Below are 17,289 nucleotides of genomic sequence, written 5' to 3' on the forward strand. Positions count from 1 at the left end.
GAAAGGGTGGTTTGTACGTTTGTCCCGAAAAGCAGAATAAAGCTTGCTCAAGTAGGTAAAAGTTGATTTTTCCTAGGGGTTAGTTATCCGTCCGAGTTTGTAATAAGACAAGGCGCATACACTTTAAGATGACAGTGATTAATGTCTACCCGCACCTGCGGTTAGCGTCAATGAACTCTACACAACAAGGGAGAGCGGCCATGAAGATTTGCATGATTGGAACTGGTTATGTAGGACTCGTGGTTGGGGCATGTTTGGCGGAAATGGGGCATGAAGTCATTTGCGTGGATAATAATCCAGCCAAAATATCCGCATTGCTGAACGGTCAATTGCCCATTTACGAACCTGGATTGGAACGGCTGGTTGAACGAAATGTGCTAGAGAGTCGGTTAAGCTTTTCACTGGATATCAGCGAATCTGTTGCACAGAGCCAATTCATTTTCATCGCTGTAGGAACTCCGCCGGCTGAAGACGGGTCTGCTGATCTTACTTATGTGATGAAGGCCGTCGAGCAGATTGGTGCAAGTATCCGGGATTATGCCATTGTGATTACGAAATCAACGGTTCCAATCGGCAGCAGCGAGCGCATACGAGGCATCATTGAAGAGCAGTTGAAGAACCGAGGGCTCACGGACTTGGAATTCGATATTGTTTCGAATCCGGAATTTTTAAGAGAAGGCGCTGCCGTCAATGATTTCTTGAACCCTAACCGAATTGTTGTCGGGAGCAGCAACCCCAGAGCACTGGCTTATATGGAGAAGCTGTATTTGCCGCTTACGAGCAAAGGATTTCCTATCGTCCACATGGATATTGCCTCTGCTGAGCTTGCCAAATACGCTTCCAACGCGATGTTGGCCACACGGATAAGTTTTATGAATGAAATGGCTGGAATCTGTGAAGCTGTCGGTGCCGATATTGAACGGGTTCGTCAAGGGATGGAGCTCGATCATCGGATTGGCAGTTACTTTTTATCTGCTGGGGTCGGTTATGGCGGCTCTTGTTTCCCTAAGGATGTACGGGCTATTATCCAAAGCGCCACAGAGCGTAACATTCCAACGCACATCTTGGAAGCTGTCGATAAAGTGAACCATAAGCAGAAGCAAAAGTTGTTTGAGATGGTGGTAGGCCATTTCGGTGAAGATTTGAAGGGACTTCGGCTTGCCGTGTGGGGATTATCCTTTAAACCGGAAACCGATGATATTCGGGAAGCACCGTCCATCGAGACCATTGAACAGTTAAGGAAACGCGGGGTTCAGATTCACGTTCATGACCCGGTCGCCCTGCAGAATGCGTACCAGGCTTTAGGCGAAGAGAATATCAAGTATTTCACAGGGCCCTATCAAGCTCTTATGGATGCGGATGCGCTGTTGATATTTACGGAGTGGAAGCAGTATCGGTCGGCGGACCTTGGCCGTATCAAGAGCTTGCTGAAGCAGCCGGTACTTTTTGACGGAAGGAATTTATTCAATCCCTACATGATGAAAGAAGAGGGATTCGTCTATCAAAGCATTGGTAGGATGAAGTGATCGTTCATCCTATCCCAATTTATACAGAAGGATGATGATCATTATGAAGGTTCGAAAGGCAATAATTCCTGCAGCAGGTCTGGGCACCCGGTTTTTGCCGGCAACCAAAGCGATGCCAAAAGAACTGCTGCCGATCATTGATAAACCTACGATTCAGTTTATCGTGGAGGAAGCGGTTGCTTCAGGCATTGAGGATATCATCATTGTGACGGGAAAAGGCAAGCGGGCGCTGGAGGATCACTTCGACAACGCTTTTGAGCTGGAATACCATTTGCAGCAAAAAGGAAAGTTAAGAATGCTGGAAAAGGTGCAGGAGCCGGCGCAGCTGATCGATATCCACTACATTCGCCAAAAAGAGCCGAAAGGCTTAGGCCACGCCATCTGGTGCGCCAGAAAGTTTATTAATGATGAGCCGTTTGCCGTTCTGCTTGGCGATACATTCGTACAGTCCGATGTTCCCTGCTTGAAACAGATGATGGATTATTTCGATAGGTACAAAACATCGATTATCGGTGTGCAGCCTGTGAATCCCAAGGATGTTTCGAGCTACGGCATCATTGATGCCCAGCTGTTGTTTGATCGCTTTTATAATATTACGAAGCTTGTGGAGAAGCCGAAGCCTCAGGAGGCTCCGTCTAATCTAGCCATGATTGGCCGATATATTTTGACTCCCGCTATTTTCGACATCCTGGAGGGGCAGGAGCCGGGCGTCGGGCAAGAAATCCAGCTGACTGATGCGATCTCGAAGCTGAATGAGCAAGAGGCGGTTCACGCTTGTGAGATTAACGGCGTCTGGCATGACGTTGGCGATCATTTGGGTTATGTGAAGGCGATTCTTGATATCTCGGTACAGCGGGAAGATTTGAGACAGCCGATTTTGGACTATATCCGGTTTATCGAAAGGAAATAACGATTGGGTTAAAAAGGAGCGAGCGAAATGACGCGATTTAAAGTCAAAGGTGACAAGAGGTTTCTTGTAATCGGCAGAGTGGGCGATACCTCTATCCATCAGCAATGGCTGCAGCCTGCGGAGTATAAAAACTTCGATCTTTGTCTTAGTTATTTCGGAAATACGCCGCAAAGGTATGCAAACGATTGTGACTTCTATCATGAAATCCCAGGGTTGAAATGGCCTACGGTGAAGGATACGATTGAAGCCTTTGGGGATGGAATCTATCACTATGATGCCATCTGGATGCCGGATGATGATATAAGCGCGAATGCTTATGACATTAATCGCATGTTTAAGATTTTCATGGAGCAAGGTCTGGAGCTTGCACAGCCGAGCTTAACACAAGACTCCTACTACGGACATGGAATCACGCTGCAAAATAGCAATTACTATTTACGATATTCCCAGTTTATTGAACCTATGGTTCCACTTTACACGAGAGAAACTTTCCAGAAGCTTTTGCCTACGTTTGAAAAAAGTGAATCGGGCTGGGGTCTTGATTTTGTTTGGCCTAAGGTCCTGGGATATCCGCATCAGAAATTAGCCATTATCGATGAGGTCGCTGTCAAACATACAAGACGTGTCGGGGGCGGCGAGCTCTATAAAAATATATCAGGCTCCCAATGGGACGATTTGTATCGAATTACTGCCGAATATGATGCACCCATTAACTTCCGGATGACCCATTATGGCGGCAAACCGAAGGGCAAACGCGTCATGTTTGCGCTGTTGGCTCACAAAGATGAGCACGTCCTTGCCGCACAGATTGAGAATATTCGTAAATTCAACCCGGAAGCCGGCATTGTCCTTTATAACGGAGGCGAAGACAGCCAATTCGGGAAAGGCATGAATGCCGCCGTCTGCGAGTACAGCCGCCACTTGACCTGGGGACACCTGGCGCCCTTTCTATGGGACGTAATGAAATGGCTGGATGAGCATAAGGTGAACTACGAATATTTGGTGAATCTTGACGATGATATGCTCTTCGTGAAGCCTGGCTTCGAGGCTTATCTGGATCATACGATGCGGGGCTACGACTGTATGGGCTGGGATATGCAAACCTGCCGCAGCGTTCGTGAGGCAGACAACATGAATAAGCAATCGATGTGGAAGGAATGGGGGCGTTGGGGCTCCTTGTTCCAGACCGACCATTTCCTTCGCTACTTTAATCCTACGCAGGTTTACCGGCGTGGCATTGTGAAGAAGATGCTGAAAGCTGCGGATGTCTCGTTGGTCGATCAATGGCTCTCCGAAAGTCAAGTTGTGGCTTTGGAGGAGTTTTTCTTCGTCACTTTCGCTGCCTCATTGGGTGGGAAATGCCGTGAGTTTCCACGGGACCAACGGTTGAATGTGATGCGGCATGAGCATGAAATTGAGCAAAATGAAGCACACGCCGCCATGCACCATTACATGTATCATACGATCCATCCTGTCAAAGGAGATCGGCTCCTTCACCTGCACAACCAGCTGATGGCCGGGGATATTCCTTATGTGGATCCGAATCCGCCACAGCCGCAGCCGCAGCCGCAAACGCAACCGCAACCGCAACCGAGTCCATCTGCGCAAGCAAGGCGTCCATTGATACGAAGGAAACGCGTTGTCCTGAAGAAAAGGCTGCTTCCGAGGAAAAAGCCGATGCTGAAAAAAGCAACGGGCAAGAGAAAGAAAGTGCTGAACAATAAAAAGCCGCTTCTAAAGAAAAGAGTGAAGACGGTTAAGGCAGTTAAGACAATTAAAACAATTAAAACAATTAGAACAATTAGAACAGTTAAACCGGTGAAGGCAGTCATTCCTAAGAAGCCCAAAAGTGGGAAGAAGCGCATTCAGCCTAAAGTAGGCATGAAGAAACTTTCGGCTCCAGGAAGAGGTTGGGCTAAGCCCCAGTCGACCATATGGAGCAAGTTTGGCAAGCAGGTGGGCGCGTAGATCTAACCATGTGGCGTAATTCTGAGGATTAAAACCTCCACGAAGAATCACTGATTGGAGTGGTAAAGATGAAGATTGCATTTATTTGCACTGAAATGCTTACCGTTCCGCCTATTAGGGGTGGCGCCATTCAAATTCTAATCAATGGCGTCACCCCGCATATTGGCAGTAGGCATGATCTCACGATTTTCTGCATTACGGACCCCGATCTCCCCAATCGGGAAGTGGTTGACGGAGTCAAATATATACGGATTCCGCGCGAGGATTATGTGAACGACGTTGCCAAAGAGCTGTCTAAGCAGCGCGCCGGCAACCAAAAGTATGATGTGATCCACGTATTTAACCGTCCGAAAAATGTGCCTGTATATAAAGCAGCCATGCCGAACGCCCGTTTTGTCGTCAGCTGCCATAATGAGATGTTCCGAGAAGGAAAGATCACACCGGAAGTGGGTCGTTCCGTAATCAAAATGGTTCATAAAATTATGTCGATTTCCAATTATATCGGCCAAACGATTATCAGCCGTTTCCCTTCGGCCAAGGGAAAAGTGAAGACGGTATACTCAGGTATCAACTTACACCATTATAAGCCGATCTGGACACCGGAAGCGCAGGATCTCCGGAAGGAACTCCGCCAAAAATATGGCGTGGACAATAAAAAGGTCATTTTATTCGTTGGGCGATTAAGCAAAACGAAAGGTCCCGACGTGTTGATCAAAGCCGTTGAGCAGGTAAGCAAAACCCACAAAGATGTCGTGCTCGTTATTATCGGAAGTAAATGGTTCCATAATGAGCAGTTGGATGAGTACGGGGCAAATCTTCGCCAACTGGCCAAATCGCTTGGGGACCAGGTGATCTTCACAGGTTTTGTTCCACCGAGCGAGATTCCCGTCCACTATTTGCTAGGAGATATTTTCGTTTGCTCTTCCCAGTGGCAGGAACCTCTGGCGAGAGTTCATTTTGAAGCGATGGGTGCGGGACTTCCAATCATTACAACCAATCGCGGAGGGAATGCAGAAATTATCAAACCGAATGCTAACGGTATTGTGATCGAAGATTACAGCAATCCAGGGGCATTCGTAAAGGCGATTACATTTCTGCTATCCAATCCTGCCGAAGCGCTGCGTTTAGGCAAAGCAGGCAGAGCGGTTGTAGAGAGCAACTTTGGTTTCGAGCATGCGGCTAAGCGGCTTGAAAACTTATACGCCCCAGACAAAAGCAAATGAGCTTAAAGCTTGAGGCCATACATCTACGGAGGTGTCAGCATGGATACTACTTTTTCGGACGTAGTGAAGAAGGTTATGACGCATTATCCTTTGAAGGTGAAAAATATTTATCTCTTATCCTTTAAAGGGAAAAAAGCAGTCTGGTCCATCCAAACCGACATGGGTGAATGGATTATGAAAAAGGTTCCATTCGATGAAACCCATATTGATTTCATGCTCCATGCCATTACCTATCTCAAAAACAATGGCGTTAACACGCCTGGTGTGCTCAAAACCAGTTCTGGCGAAGGTTATGTGAAATTAAATGGGGAATATTTCGTCGTTTTTGAAACCGTATACGGACGTTCACCGGAATATAACAATGATGGTGATTTAGCTCTCATGCTAAAAGGAATGGCAGCTTTTCATAAAGCATCAAGAGGGATTGAATCCCCCAACGGTTTCTACCCTTCCTATCTGTTGACGAAATGGAAATCGGATTTGCAAACGAGAATGGAACGCCTGAAAGCCTGGAAAGAGCAGCGCCACCAGGTTAAAAATAAAAATGAGTTTGACCGTGTCTTCCTAGCGAATGTAGATACGTTCCTACAGCAAGCGCAAGCAGCGCTTACGACACTGAATCAGCCGTATTTTGAACAGTGGGTGAAGGAAACAGAGAAGACCAAAACATTGTGCCATCAAGATTTTGCGGCGGGTAACTTGGTTGTAGGCAAAGACGGAAAGCTCTATGTCTACGACATGGATTCCTTGACGGTAGATCTGCCTGTGCGCGATATGAGGAAAATATTAAACAAGGTCATGAAGAAGGACGCCAGCTGGAACCTCCCGATGATGCTCAAAATGATGAAGTTTTACCAGCAAGTTAATCCTTTGACGAAAGAACAATATCTGATTCTGGCAGCAGATATTCAGTTTCCTCATTTATTTTACGGACAAGTGTCCAAATATTATGAAAACCGTGAGGACCAATGGACGGTTGACAAACATATCGTCCGTTTGAAAGATATGATTTCTACCGAGCTAAGTAAAAATGCGGTTCTGAAATCGTTCCTCGCCCGTCTGGATGAGGTGGTGAAACGTGGTTCCTAGTCAGGAAGAACTCAATTTGGGAAAACGTCTCATGGCACAAAGTTATCCACAGATAGTAGTCAAAAACATCCAGGTTATTCAAAGCGGAGGCATTAAAACGATATGGAAGCTGGAGACTTCTGTAGGAACCGTTTGTCTGAAGCGGATACGGAAGTCCATTCCGATCGTTAAATTCACCACAGCAGCGCAGGCTTATCTGTACCAAAAAGGAGCCAATGTTGCGGGGATTATTCCAACGAAGGATGGCCAGCTGTTTTTTGTCCATGAAGGTTATGCGTTGGTTCTCTATGCTTGGGTTGTGGGAAGCGACTTGGAAATGGATCGGGTGCCGGAGCATCTCTATACGGGGTTGAAGGGTCTCGCTCAATTCCATAAGGATACCGTAGGGTTTATCCCTCCTGATGACTGTGAGGTTTATAACCGGATGGGGGTATGGCCGAGTCATTTCAGCGGGATGTGCGAAGAGCTCAAGCTGTGGAAAGAGCAGGCTAAGCAAGGAAAAACGCTTTTCCATCAGTCTTATGTGAAGACTGGCGATGCCATGATTCAGATGGCAAGCCATGCCATCAAGCTGCTGGAAGCGTCCTGTTATGCGGATTGGGTGGCTGACATCGGTCATCACGGTTACATGTGCCACCAGGATTATGGCAAGGGCAATGCGATTGGGACGGATCGAGGCGTGTGTGTGCTGGACTTGGATAATCTGACGTACGACATTCCATTGCGTGATATTCGGAAGCTCCTGACCAAGCGTATGGAAGAGCTGGGACGCTGGGATGCCGATGAGCTGAAACGATGCATGAGCTATTATGAAGCTGTTCTTCCTTTTACACCGGAGCAAATGCAGGTGCTTTATATTGATTTGCTGTTTCCGCATAAGCATTACGGCTATGTCAAATCGCCTTTCAAAAAAGGCGAACCAGGGGACGAAAAAAAGCTGAACAAGATTGTTTTATTTGAAATGGAGAAGCTGCCTGTTCTTAAGAAACTCATCAAGGGATTCTAGGAGGGAAATTCGTGAGATCAGAAGAGGAATTTGTCGGTCGGGGGCTGCAATTTGCCGAACTGCTAAGAAAAATTGCTGATCAAATAACAGCAGGTAATCTCGTTATTCGAGGCAAACAGATCACCTTGCCGGATGTGGATATGGAATTTAAAGTGAGCCATAAGAGCGATTTGGGTGCAAATAAATTGTCCATCGGAATTGAATGGGTGGACAAATAGAGAAGAGGACGGAGTTGGGGGATTATCCCAGCTTCGTCCTCTTTTTAGTTTTGGCTGTTTTTTTCTTCGTTGCTGATCGGGAACGAAGCGGCTTTTTGGCAAGCTTCTTTAACGTTCTTTTTCGGCTGCGTAGTCCGAACTTGATTTTACGCCGTTTGAGGCGCCTTCGAGGAAGTGCTCTCTTCAGAAGTCTCTTGCGCCGCCTGATTTTTCTTCTTAGAGCGGCAGGGCGAGGAGCGGGCGGGGGACTTGCAAGGGGTTCCGGTTTGGGCAGCAAAAGCTGATGCATCTCCAGCAGGTTATCCCCTTTCACCGGATGAATCCAATAGTAGTAAGGATGATCTCGATGCCGCTGTACATTTTCAAAGGTGATGTTTTCGCCCCAGCGGACCATATCATTATACTTGGCTCCCTCGGGGTATTCCCGAACCCTTCCACCGCAGGCCATAGCCAGTGTGACAAAAAAAACTTCTTCTAAAGCAGCGGCCTCCGTTATACCAAACAGGTGATCTACGGCGGCATGGTCGACATGCGCGAGCATACGTCTGACGATATCATGCCTGTAGACTTGACCGGGATTAAAGTAGGTCAGAAAGCCGTCTGTCCGGAAAACCGGCTGCCATAAATGCCATTCTTTCATCATGTTTTGTACAGGCAGGGAGAAGTCGTGATCCCGATTGTTTTCGAGCCTCCAGCCCATGCTGTCGGACTCGGCCATCACCTCGTCCAAAAAGGGCTGGAAGCCGTGTTTCACAAACATCACATCATGATCCAGCGACATGAGATATTCATAGCCGGCGCCGATTTCTTCGAGCCATTTCATGATCTCCCACATGCCCGGCGCGATAATGCCGGCTTTTAAGGGATGGCTGTGCGGAAAGGACCAAATGTTCACGTTTTTTCCGAAATCGGGATTCGTCCCGCCGTTGTAAAGAAGAATGCCGGCTTCAGGATTGAAAAAATGAATATTTTCGACCTGCGCCGCCAATACCTGTTCGTTTTCGTGAGCGATTACGATAATGACCAATCTTTTTTGGATCAGTTCATTTATGTGAGTAGGCGTCATATCCATTGTGGCACTCACCACCTTATGATTTGTTTCGCTGCTGCGCTGTATTTATCATATTCTGGAGCTGGCAAAGTGTGAGAGGCTAGTCAGCGTGTTTCATCCACACATGCAAGTCAGCAATCATTTGGGGATAAGAAGAAACCGGATAGTCGAAGTCAGCTCTTGTGGAGACTAGGCTCTTGTCGGATAGGATAGCATCGTTAGCGTGGATCGTGACAGCATCATGATGGAATTGCTGCTGAATTAGCTTCAGCAAGTCATATTTGGAGAGCTTTGGCTGGCCGGCAAGGTGGACAAGGCCATGAATGGGGTGCTGGAGGCACCAGTCGATCGCTTTAGCCAACTCCAACGTCGTAACCCCGTTCCAGAACACCTGGCGATATCCCTGAATATCGCCTTTTTGCTGCATAAACCAATGAAAGAGCCCATTACCGTTCTGTTTTAACTCAGGCCCGATGATTGAAGTGCGGATCGTCAACACGCCCCTGCCGATGACTTCGCCCAGGCTTTTGCTTTTGCCATAAACCGACAGGGCATCCGCGAGATCAGATTCCGTATAGTTTCCGCGCGAACCTGAAAACACACAATCAGTGCTGATGTGAAAAAGGCGGAAGCCATACGGCTCCGCAAATTCAGCCAGCAGATGGGGAAACAGGCTGTTGACATAAATGGCTTCAGCCTGCCGCGTTCGAGCCTCTTCATTCAGCAAGCCGACTGCGTTGATGACGACATCCGGCCCAATCTGTTTCAACAGATGCCGCAAGTGCTCAGCGTTCCTGACGTCCAGCGCTACAGCCCGGGGGTCCGCCGGATCGGCGGATCGCACGGTCGTCCATACATCACCCTTATGCTGACGGGTAAAATAGCTCTTCAACATGTGTCCGGCCATGCCCTGACCGCCGATAATGAGTAGTTTCAAGGAAGAAATCCTCCTTTGAGCAGCATTTGTAAGATCTCTTGGGATGTCATGAGTGAATCGTTGGAGGCATACTGGGTGAAGGTTGTTTTGGGCAAATGACTGTAATGGTCATAGAGGGAGGGCGTCGCATTCGCAGGGAGGATGACAAAGTATTTCTCATTGTATTGGTAGGTAAAAGGGATTTCGTGAGAGGAAACAAGCACTTCATGCAGCTTCTCCCCGGGACGGATACCGACATCCTTCACGGACAGAGGTTGGTCCGATAATTGCTCCATGAGGACTTCAGCCAAATCAAGAATGAGGCAGGCATTCATTTTCATCACAAAGGTTTCTCCGCCTACTGCCGCTTTGGCCGCGCTTAACAGCAGTTCAATCGCTTCAGGCAGCGTCAGGAAGAAACGGGTCATGTCTTTGTGCGTAAGAGGGAGAGCTTCTCCTTGCAGAATGCGGTTTTTGAAGAAAGGAACGACGCTGCCGTTGGTGCCCAGCACATTGCCGCCTCGAATACAGACAAACTGGGTTGTGGAGCTGAAATCATTCGCCCGAACCATGAGCTTTTCTCCCAAAGCTTTCGTCATCCCGTAAAAATTGATCGGATCTACGGCTTTATCGGTGGAGACGTCGACGACTTTTTTGACACCGGCCCGAATACTGCCTCGGATGACATTTTCGGTTCCTTTTACATTCGTTTTGAGCGCTTCATCCGGTTGGGCTTCACAGATCGGCACGTGTTTGAGGGCGGCCAAATGAAAGACATAATCGACGTTCCGGCAGGCGTCCTCGACAGCTTCCTGATCCCGGACATCACCGATCATAAACGTGAGAGAAGGGTGGAAGCCGAAGTCTCGCTGCATCTTCACTTGTGAGAATTCGTTTCGGGAGAAGATGCGAATTTCCTTAGGCCCCTCCTGCAGGAGGCTGCGGGTAAGCTCCTGCCCCCAAGATCCGGTTCCCCCTGTGATGAGGATCGTTTGATTATGAAACATAGCTCTGTCCTCCTAGTACAATATTGACAACCTTACTCGATACATTCGGGTCCAGATAGCCATCCGGACACTGCCATGTATGGTGAGGCTGCATCATCAGCTTGACGCTGGCGGCGATCCGCTCAGGCACAAGACCGGAAAGTAAATTGCTGCCGCAAAGCAAGGTTTCCGGCCGCTCGGTGCTTTGACGAATGGTGACGGCCGGTACGCCCAGGATACAGCTTTCTTCCTGTACCGTGCCGCTATCCGTAATGACGCAGGCGGCATGCTTCTGCAGCTTCAGAAAGTCGAAAAATCCGAATGGCGGAAGGAAGCGAATGAGCGGGTGGGAAGCCATGACTCCAAGCTTATCGAGGCGGTCCTTCGTCCGGGGATGCGTACTGCAGATGATAGGGAGCTGTGTATCTTCGGCTACAAGCTGCAAGCCTTCGATAATTTGCCGCAGCAGGGCTTCATGATCGACATTCTCGGCCCGGTGAGCGGTAACGAGGATATACCCCTTATCCGATAGGCCTAATTCGTCTAAAATACGACTCGCACCCGCCTGCCCTTTGTAATGCTCCATCACTTCATAAATCGGATTCCCCGTCATCCAAATTCGCTGAGAAGGAACACCGTCCCGCAGCAAGTTTTCGCGCGCTCCGGGCGTATATGGCATATTGCAGGTAGAAATGGCGTCAATTGCTTTTCTATTAATCTCTTCAGGAACACGGGTATCATAACAGCGATTTCCGGCTTCCATGTGATAGACGGGAACGCCATGCCTCTCGCCTATCAGAGCGGTGAGCGCACTGTTGGTATCGCCAAGAACGAGCATGCGATCCGGTTTCTCCTTCAGCAGCACTTTCTCAACTTCGACGAACATTTGTGCAATTTGCTCGCCAACGGTTTGCGCTTGAAGCCGAACATGAACGTCCGGGAGCCGAATGCCCATTTGCTCGAAAAAGACGTCGCTAAGCGTGCGATCATAATTTTGTCCGGAATGCACGAGTAGATGTGAATCGGCAAGAAGATCCAGTTTGGCGATCACTAAGCTTAACCGGATAATTTCGGGGCGTGTTCCTAGGACTGTCATGATCTTCATCGCGTAAATCTCCTTTTCATAAGAGGCTTCGATAGTAATCCAGCGTATCGGATACCGACTGGGCGAGTGAAAGGGTGGGTGCCCAACCGGTTGCTGCGCGAAGCTTGGTGTTGTCCCCTTGAACGAGGGGGGCTTCGTTAGGGCGAATTAAACGCTCGTCGACTGCCACCTCGAAATTGATTGCTGCATAATGCTGCAGCAGATCAACAATGGCGCTAATGGGGCAGGCTGTTCCACTGCATACATTAAATACTTGGCCGAAAGGTGCTGCGGTTAGCTGCATGAGTGAGGCGTAGGCGATAACAGCATCACGTACGTCAAGAAAGTCGCGCTGTACAGCCGTGTTGCCCATAACGAGCTTAGGAGGGAGATGGCCTTTTTCCATCATCGCGACTTGCTTGGCGAGCAGGGCGCATACGCCGGTCGCGTTTCCTGGGCCAATCAAATTGAAAGTCCTGGCTATGAACGTTGGAACTCCATATACGCTGCCATACATTTGCATGAATGAAGTCATGATCTGCTTGCTCCAGGCGTAGGGGCTGACAGGCAGAATGGGCGAGGTTTCTTTCACAGGCATCGTTTGAAAATTATATTCATAAGCGGTTCCTATGGCTAGGAACCCTTGAATTCTGCTTGCTGCCGCAGATCTTACAGCTTCTAGCATGTGTAACGTACACCAAGAGTTCGTATGCAGGACTTGAACCGGATCCGCATAAGATGCACTTACATCGTTAGCTCCGGCCAAGTGGATGATATGTGTGATCGGATGCTCCTGAAGGAGCTGTGTAAGGACAGCGCTCTGCGTGATATCACCTGAAATGTAATGCAGATTCGGATGTTTTATTGGGCAGCTGATCTTGCGTCCAATCCCGAGCAGGTTCATGTTTTGATGCAAGAGATAGGCCGCCATGTGCTGCCCGACGAACCCGTTAATCCCCGTAAGGAGTACGAGTGGAGGATTCGTCATCCTCGTCATACCGGTTCACCGGGGAGTAAGAGAGATTTGAGTTTGCCGAATTGCTCATTGGCCAACGTATAATCCGTCGGCCGGCCGATATCGAGCCAGAAATCATTGTTTTCATAATGGCGGACCTTCTCATCTGCGTCTAGCAGGGCATGAATCAAATCAGGAATGTCGAAATATTGATGGGAAGGGATATAATCGGCTACTTCCGGGTTCATCATATAGATGCCCATGCTTACATAGGCCGAGCGGGTAGGTTTTTCTACAAAGTTCGTGACATACTCATCTTTTGTTTCAAGGACGCCAAGCTCAATCGGAATCCCTTTTTTCTGCGAAGCGATAGTAAGTATACTGCCTCCTTGGATATGAAAATCTCTAAAGCGGGAAAAATCCAAGGTAGTGAGGACATCACAATTAATTAACAAGAATGGACCGGACCTGCGGCTGATGAGTTTAATTGGACCCACAGTGCCCAGGGGCTCATTTTCTACATAATAAGAGATGGATACACCCCGAGAGCTTCCATCTCCGAAATAGGTCTGTATAAGCCCCGACAAGTAGCCGCATGCCATGGTGATGGAGGTAAACCCATAATTACGGAGCTGCTTCACGATGATCTCCAGTATGGGTTGTTCGCCAACGGGTAATAACCCTTTGGGAAGCACCTTGGTATAAGGCGCCATGCGCATCCCCTTGCCGCCCGTCATGATTACGACTTCCACAGAAACCAACTCCTTATACGACATATTCATTAGGCCGATACAGCTCGGGATGGTTGTTCATCCACTCAATCGTCCGAGCCAAGCCTTGCACCAGAGGAACGGTTGGCTTCCAGCCCATCAAAGCTGCGGCTTTGCTGCTGTCCGAGAAGAGGCGGTCCACTTCGCTTTTTTCCGGCCGTACCCGTTCGATGGCGATACGCACAGGCAGATCTTTTCCAATGATTTGCTTGATGGTTTGAGCAAGCTCGCCAATGGAGATTTCCGCCCCTGATCCGGCGTTTATCGTCTGCCCAATAGCTGCATCATGGCTGGCAGCACAAATAAAAGCTCTGGCGGTATCTTCTACGAAAGTAAAATCACGGGTCGCACTGAGATTGCCGAGGACGATTTCGGGTTGATGCAGCGCTTGATTAATAATGGTAGGAATGACTGCTCGCATGGACTGTCGCGGACCGTAGGCATTGAAGGGTCTGACCGTTACGACAGGCAGTGAATACGAGCAATTAAAGCTTTCAATGATCTTATCGGCGCCGATCTTACTTGCGGAGTAGGGGGATTGGCCTTGCAGCGGATGCGTTTCATCCATAGGCACATAACGTGCGCTTCCGTACACTTCACTGGTAGAGGTGTGAATCAGTTTCGCTGTCCCTAAATCCAAGGCGGCTTGCGCGATATTTAGGGTGCCGATGACATTGGCTTGCACAACATCCGTTGGATGTTGATATGAATAAGGGATAGCAATCAGTGCTCCTAAATGAAAAATGGTATCCATGCCTTTCACGGCACGATAGACGCCGTGAGGATCGCGCAAATCTCCTTTGACGACGTCAATTTCCTTCTGAACATCATGGGGCAGTTGATCGAGAAAACCGCGTGAATTCGTTGAATTATATCGAATAAAGGCTCTGACCTTCGCACCTTCCGCAACTAGCTGGTGTACGAGATGGCTGCCGATAAAGCCGGCGGCACCTGTTACCAGCACTTGCTTCCCTCTCATCATGAATGAGATCACTCCTTCCAACATATGGTTACAGTCTATTCCCTTTGTCTATGGAAGTAGTGGACTATCCCCCATTCAGAAGGATGATTAGGAAAAAATAGGTAAAAGCAGGCATGGCGAAAAGACCGCTCCAGCGGATCTTTGAGATCTTTTGGGGCAGCCTGTTTTATTCAAAGTTCTCCGTTAGCCATACGTATAAGAAATACCGGAGAGTGTAACTGGACCTGTAACCGTTGCCCCAGTTAATAAACCTGGTTCCAATTGTACAGTGAAGGAGTAACCTTGGTTCGAAGTAGCTGGCACATTAGTATCAATGGCTTGGAAGGAGACGGTTAGTTCTTGTCCAGTGGACAGAAGGGCTTCTTGTCTGGCGGAGAAAATGACGGCGTTGCCACGTAACACGTTAAATAAGAGCACAGGAGCAAGGAGAGTGGAGGAGACACCGACGGTAGCCGTTAGAAGAACTCTGTTGGGTCCTTGTGGAATCGCTAATCCGAATTCTGCGAGTGTGATGGGCGTCGTGGAGACAACACGATTGAGAGAACCGCTGGACGAACCGGGAACGCTTGTCCCAATGCTAACAATGTTTGACATGAAAATCACCTCCTTTCCTATATTCTATTAAATTTAATAGAATTTGCTTGGATGGGAGTTGGTCTTTACCATTTTATTGGTAAAATGTGTTGGTGTTCTAACTTTGTTAAGGGATATAGACGCATTAACAGGTCAAGTTGGTACTGTGACACATACGCTAAGTTTAAACAAATATTGGGAGGTGCTGCCGATCATGGATGCACGCAGAGCTTATCAGCTTCGGCCCGTTATTTTTCTAAATACGGTTCCCAAAAGTGGAACAAACCTTCTGAATCAACTTTTGTTAGGCATTCCCGGTTCGGTCATGAACGACTACGTCTTTTATGAAGGCCTGGCTAAGGATTTGCCGATACAAGCTTCAATTCTGAGCAAGGCGGTCCCGAATGATGTATATATGGGGCATGTATACTACTCGCCCGAATGGGCCAAACTCCTTGTCCGCCCTGGGATTAAAACCATTTTTATGATCAGGGATCTGCGTGATGTGCTGGTATCCCTAACGTATTACATCATCGAGAAACTCCCGGATTACCCCATTTATAAGGAGTTAGTCGCTCTGCCAAGTCAGAAGGAGCGTTATTTATTGCTGATTAATGGTCTGGATGACTACCCGAATATTAAAAATTGGTTCGGGGTTTTTCAGGGTTGGTTGTCTGTGCCGGGTATTTTTATCACGACGTATGAAAAGTTGATGATTTCGAAGGCGTCAAGGCGGAAAACGATCACAGCAATGGCGGAATTTTTGTGGGAGGGGAGCGTACCGCCTATGCCGATAGCAAAGTTGGTTCGCAGCATGGAAGCCAATATGGATAGCGGGAGCTCGTTTACTTTTCGCAAAGGTGTTGTAGGCGGTTGGAGAAATGAATTTGACGAAGAGGTTATAGCGGCCTTCAAACGTGTGGCAGGTGATGTATTGATACAAACCGGCTATGAAAAAGATTTGCTTTGGTCATAACCGGAGAAATGGAGGTTAACCATGAAAATCGTAATACCTGCGGCTGATTTGCATATTGGTGGCGGTTGTAAGGTATTGGTCGATATCGCCGGGGCGCTTACGAAAAAGGGACATGAGGTCGAGGTCGTCATCCCGAGGACGGCAACTGTGAAGTATAACATTCCTTGTAAGCTGACGATCGTTCCGAAGCTGGATGCAGACTATATCCCTTACGGTGATATTATTTTGCCTAATTTCTATACAACTTTTCAATCGGCTTTCGAGGCATGGCCGGAACAAACGGTTAGATTAAGCCTTGGCTTCGAGCCGCTTTGGGTACCTAATCGCGAGGCAGCTTTATGGACATATGCCCAAGATGTCCCGATCCTTTCTATTTCCAGCTGGTTGGATCAGCAAATATTTGATCATGTAGGGCGGCGCAGCACCGTTGTATCTCTTGGTGTAGACCCTCGGATATTTCGCCCGGAAGGTCCTCGCATTCACCCGCATCCTAGCAAGAAAACAACGAAAGTGATTCTGTATATCGCACGGGACAGGAGAGACTATGCGCTAAAAGGATTTGATGATTTCTATGCTTGTATGGAAATTATCAGAAACGAGTATGCAGGCGATTATATGGTTTATCTCATCTGCCCGGACGGCGCAGTTTCACTGGTGACACTAGGTATACCGGAGCGCATCTTTTACCCCAAAAATGAATTTGAGATGGCGAAGCTCTTCCGGACAGCCGACGTTTTCGTAGCATCCTCTTGGTTTGAGGCTTTCTCGCTGCCTCCCTTGGAGGCCATGGCCTGCGGCACGCCTGTCGTAACGACGAATTCAGGCGGTGTAATGGACTTCTGCTCGCACATGGAAAGCGCATATGTTACCAAACCAAGAGATCCAAGGCAAATGGCACAGGGGATATGCGCTGTATTATCCGATCGCCAATTGGCGGAAAAGCTCGCTCTTGGAGGCAAAGCTAGTGCGGCACGGTTAACGAAAGCCCATTTTGAACGCAATATCGTGAACGCATTGGAGGAAATTTACAACAAACGTGCCTCGCTGAACTAAGAA

17 protein-coding genes are annotated in these 17,289 nt (G+C 48.3%); 9 read left to right on the plus strand and 8 right to left on the minus strand.

Annotated features, from left to right (window positions below; translation table 11 throughout):
• The first annotated feature begins 200 nt into the window (after nucleotides 1–200).
• The 7 genes from PCH02S_RS23730 to PCH02S_RS23760 all read left to right on the plus strand — a co-directional run bounded on the left by PCH02S_RS23730 (nucleotide 201) and on the right by PCH02S_RS23760 (nucleotide 7,940).
• The gene (locus PCH02S_RS23730; RefSeq protein ID WP_127456577.1) at nucleotides 201–1,526 is read left to right on the plus strand and encodes a UDP-glucose dehydrogenase family protein; all 1,326 of its coding nucleotides are present in this window, start codon (nucleotides 201–203) and stop codon (nucleotides 1,524–1,526) included.
• 43 nt (nucleotides 1,527–1,569) lie between these two features.
• A complete protein-coding gene (gene galU, locus PCH02S_RS23735) occupies nucleotides 1,570–2,436 on the plus strand; it encodes a UTP--glucose-1-phosphate uridylyltransferase GalU (RefSeq protein ID WP_127456578.1) in 867 nt (288 codons plus the stop codon).
• A gap of 27 nt (nucleotides 2,437–2,463) precedes the next feature.
• Entirely contained in the window at nucleotides 2,464–4,404 is a 1,941-nt protein-coding gene (locus tag PCH02S_RS23740; protein ID WP_127456579.1) for a hypothetical protein, read from the plus strand.
• Between the two features lie 68 nt (nucleotides 4,405–4,472).
• Nucleotides 4,473–5,627 (plus strand): glycosyltransferase family 4 protein, encoded by a 1,155-nt coding sequence (locus PCH02S_RS23745; RefSeq protein WP_127456580.1) that lies wholly within the window; start codon nucleotides 4,473–4,475, stop codon nucleotides 5,625–5,627.
• 39 nt (nucleotides 5,628–5,666) lie between these two features.
• A complete protein-coding gene (locus tag PCH02S_RS23750) occupies nucleotides 5,667–6,716 on the plus strand; it encodes a CotS family spore coat protein (protein ID WP_127456581.1) in 1,050 nt (349 codons plus the stop codon).
• 31 nt (nucleotides 6,717–6,747) lie between these two features.
• The gene (locus PCH02S_RS23755; RefSeq protein WP_127456582.1) at nucleotides 6,748–7,722 is read left to right on the plus strand and encodes a CotS family spore coat protein; all 975 of its coding nucleotides are present in this window, start codon (nucleotides 6,748–6,750) and stop codon (nucleotides 7,720–7,722) included.
• A gap of 11 nt (nucleotides 7,723–7,733) precedes the next feature.
• Entirely contained in the window at nucleotides 7,734–7,940 is a 207-nt protein-coding gene (locus tag PCH02S_RS23760; protein ID WP_127456583.1) for an amphi-Trp domain-containing protein, read from the plus strand.
• A gap of 22 nt (nucleotides 7,941–7,962) precedes the next feature.
• Here the strand turns inward: PCH02S_RS23760 and PCH02S_RS23765 are convergent, their stop codons facing one another.
• From PCH02S_RS23765 to PCH02S_RS23800, 8 genes are all read right to left on the minus strand, one after another.
• Complete coding sequence (locus tag PCH02S_RS23765; RefSeq protein ID WP_127456584.1) at nucleotides 7,963–9,012, minus strand: hypothetical protein; 1,050 nt, start codon at nucleotides 9,010–9,012, stop codon at nucleotides 7,963–7,965.
• Between the two features lie 79 nt (nucleotides 9,013–9,091).
• Nucleotides 9,092–9,928: a dTDP-4-dehydrorhamnose reductase family protein gene (locus tag PCH02S_RS23770; RefSeq protein ID WP_127456585.1), complete on the minus strand. Its 837-nt coding sequence runs from the start codon at nucleotides 9,926–9,928 to the stop codon at nucleotides 9,092–9,094.
• Nucleotides 9,925–10,914: a polysaccharide biosynthesis protein gene (locus tag PCH02S_RS23775; protein WP_127456586.1), complete on the minus strand. Its 990-nt coding sequence runs from the start codon at nucleotides 10,912–10,914 to the stop codon at nucleotides 9,925–9,927. The genes PCH02S_RS23770 and PCH02S_RS23775 overlap by 4 nt, the downstream gene beginning before the upstream one ends.
• A complete protein-coding gene (gene wecB, locus PCH02S_RS23780) occupies nucleotides 10,904–11,998 on the minus strand; it encodes a non-hydrolyzing UDP-N-acetylglucosamine 2-epimerase (RefSeq protein WP_127456587.1) in 1,095 nt (364 codons plus the stop codon). The genes PCH02S_RS23775 and wecB overlap by 11 nt, the downstream gene beginning before the upstream one ends.
• A gap of 16 nt (nucleotides 11,999–12,014) precedes the next feature.
• Nucleotides 12,015–12,974 carry a GDP-mannose 4,6-dehydratase gene (locus tag PCH02S_RS23785; RefSeq protein ID WP_127456588.1) on the minus strand — a complete coding sequence of 320 codons (960 nt, stop codon included), beginning with the start codon at nucleotides 12,972–12,974 and terminating at the stop codon, nucleotides 12,015–12,017.
• Nucleotides 12,971–13,684 carry a sugar phosphate nucleotidyltransferase gene (locus PCH02S_RS23790; RefSeq protein ID WP_164819712.1) on the minus strand — a complete coding sequence of 238 codons (714 nt, stop codon included), beginning with the start codon at nucleotides 13,682–13,684 and terminating at the stop codon, nucleotides 12,971–12,973. Before PCH02S_RS23790 ends, PCH02S_RS23785 begins: the two co-directional genes overlap by 4 nt.
• Before the next feature lie 13 nt (nucleotides 13,685–13,697).
• Entirely contained in the window at nucleotides 13,698–14,681 is a 984-nt protein-coding gene (locus PCH02S_RS23795; protein ID WP_218033180.1) for an SDR family NAD(P)-dependent oxidoreductase, read from the minus strand.
• A 186-nt stretch (nucleotides 14,682–14,867) separates the two neighbouring features.
• Entirely contained in the window at nucleotides 14,868–15,278 is a 411-nt protein-coding gene (locus tag PCH02S_RS23800) for a hypothetical protein (RefSeq protein WP_127456591.1), read from the minus strand.
• A gap of 193 nt (nucleotides 15,279–15,471) precedes the next feature.
• Here PCH02S_RS23800 and PCH02S_RS23805 point away from each other — a divergent pair, with 193 nt between their 5' ends.
• The gene (locus tag PCH02S_RS23805) at nucleotides 15,472–16,233 is read left to right on the plus strand and encodes a sulfotransferase domain-containing protein (RefSeq protein ID WP_127456592.1); all 762 of its coding nucleotides are present in this window, start codon (nucleotides 15,472–15,474) and stop codon (nucleotides 16,231–16,233) included.
• Nucleotides 16,234–16,254: 21 nt separating this feature from the next.
• Nucleotides 16,255–17,286, plus strand: a complete 1,032-nt coding sequence (locus tag PCH02S_RS23810; protein ID WP_127456593.1) for a glycosyltransferase family 4 protein — start codon at nucleotides 16,255–16,257, stop codon at nucleotides 17,284–17,286.
• The last annotated feature ends 3 nt before the right edge of the window (nucleotides 17,287–17,289 follow it).

The sequence above is a fragment of the Paenibacillus chondroitinus NBRC 15376 genome, assembly GCF_004000765.1.
GTDB lineage: Bacteria > Bacillota > Bacilli > Paenibacillales > NBRC-103111 > Paenibacillus_E > Paenibacillus_E chondroitinus.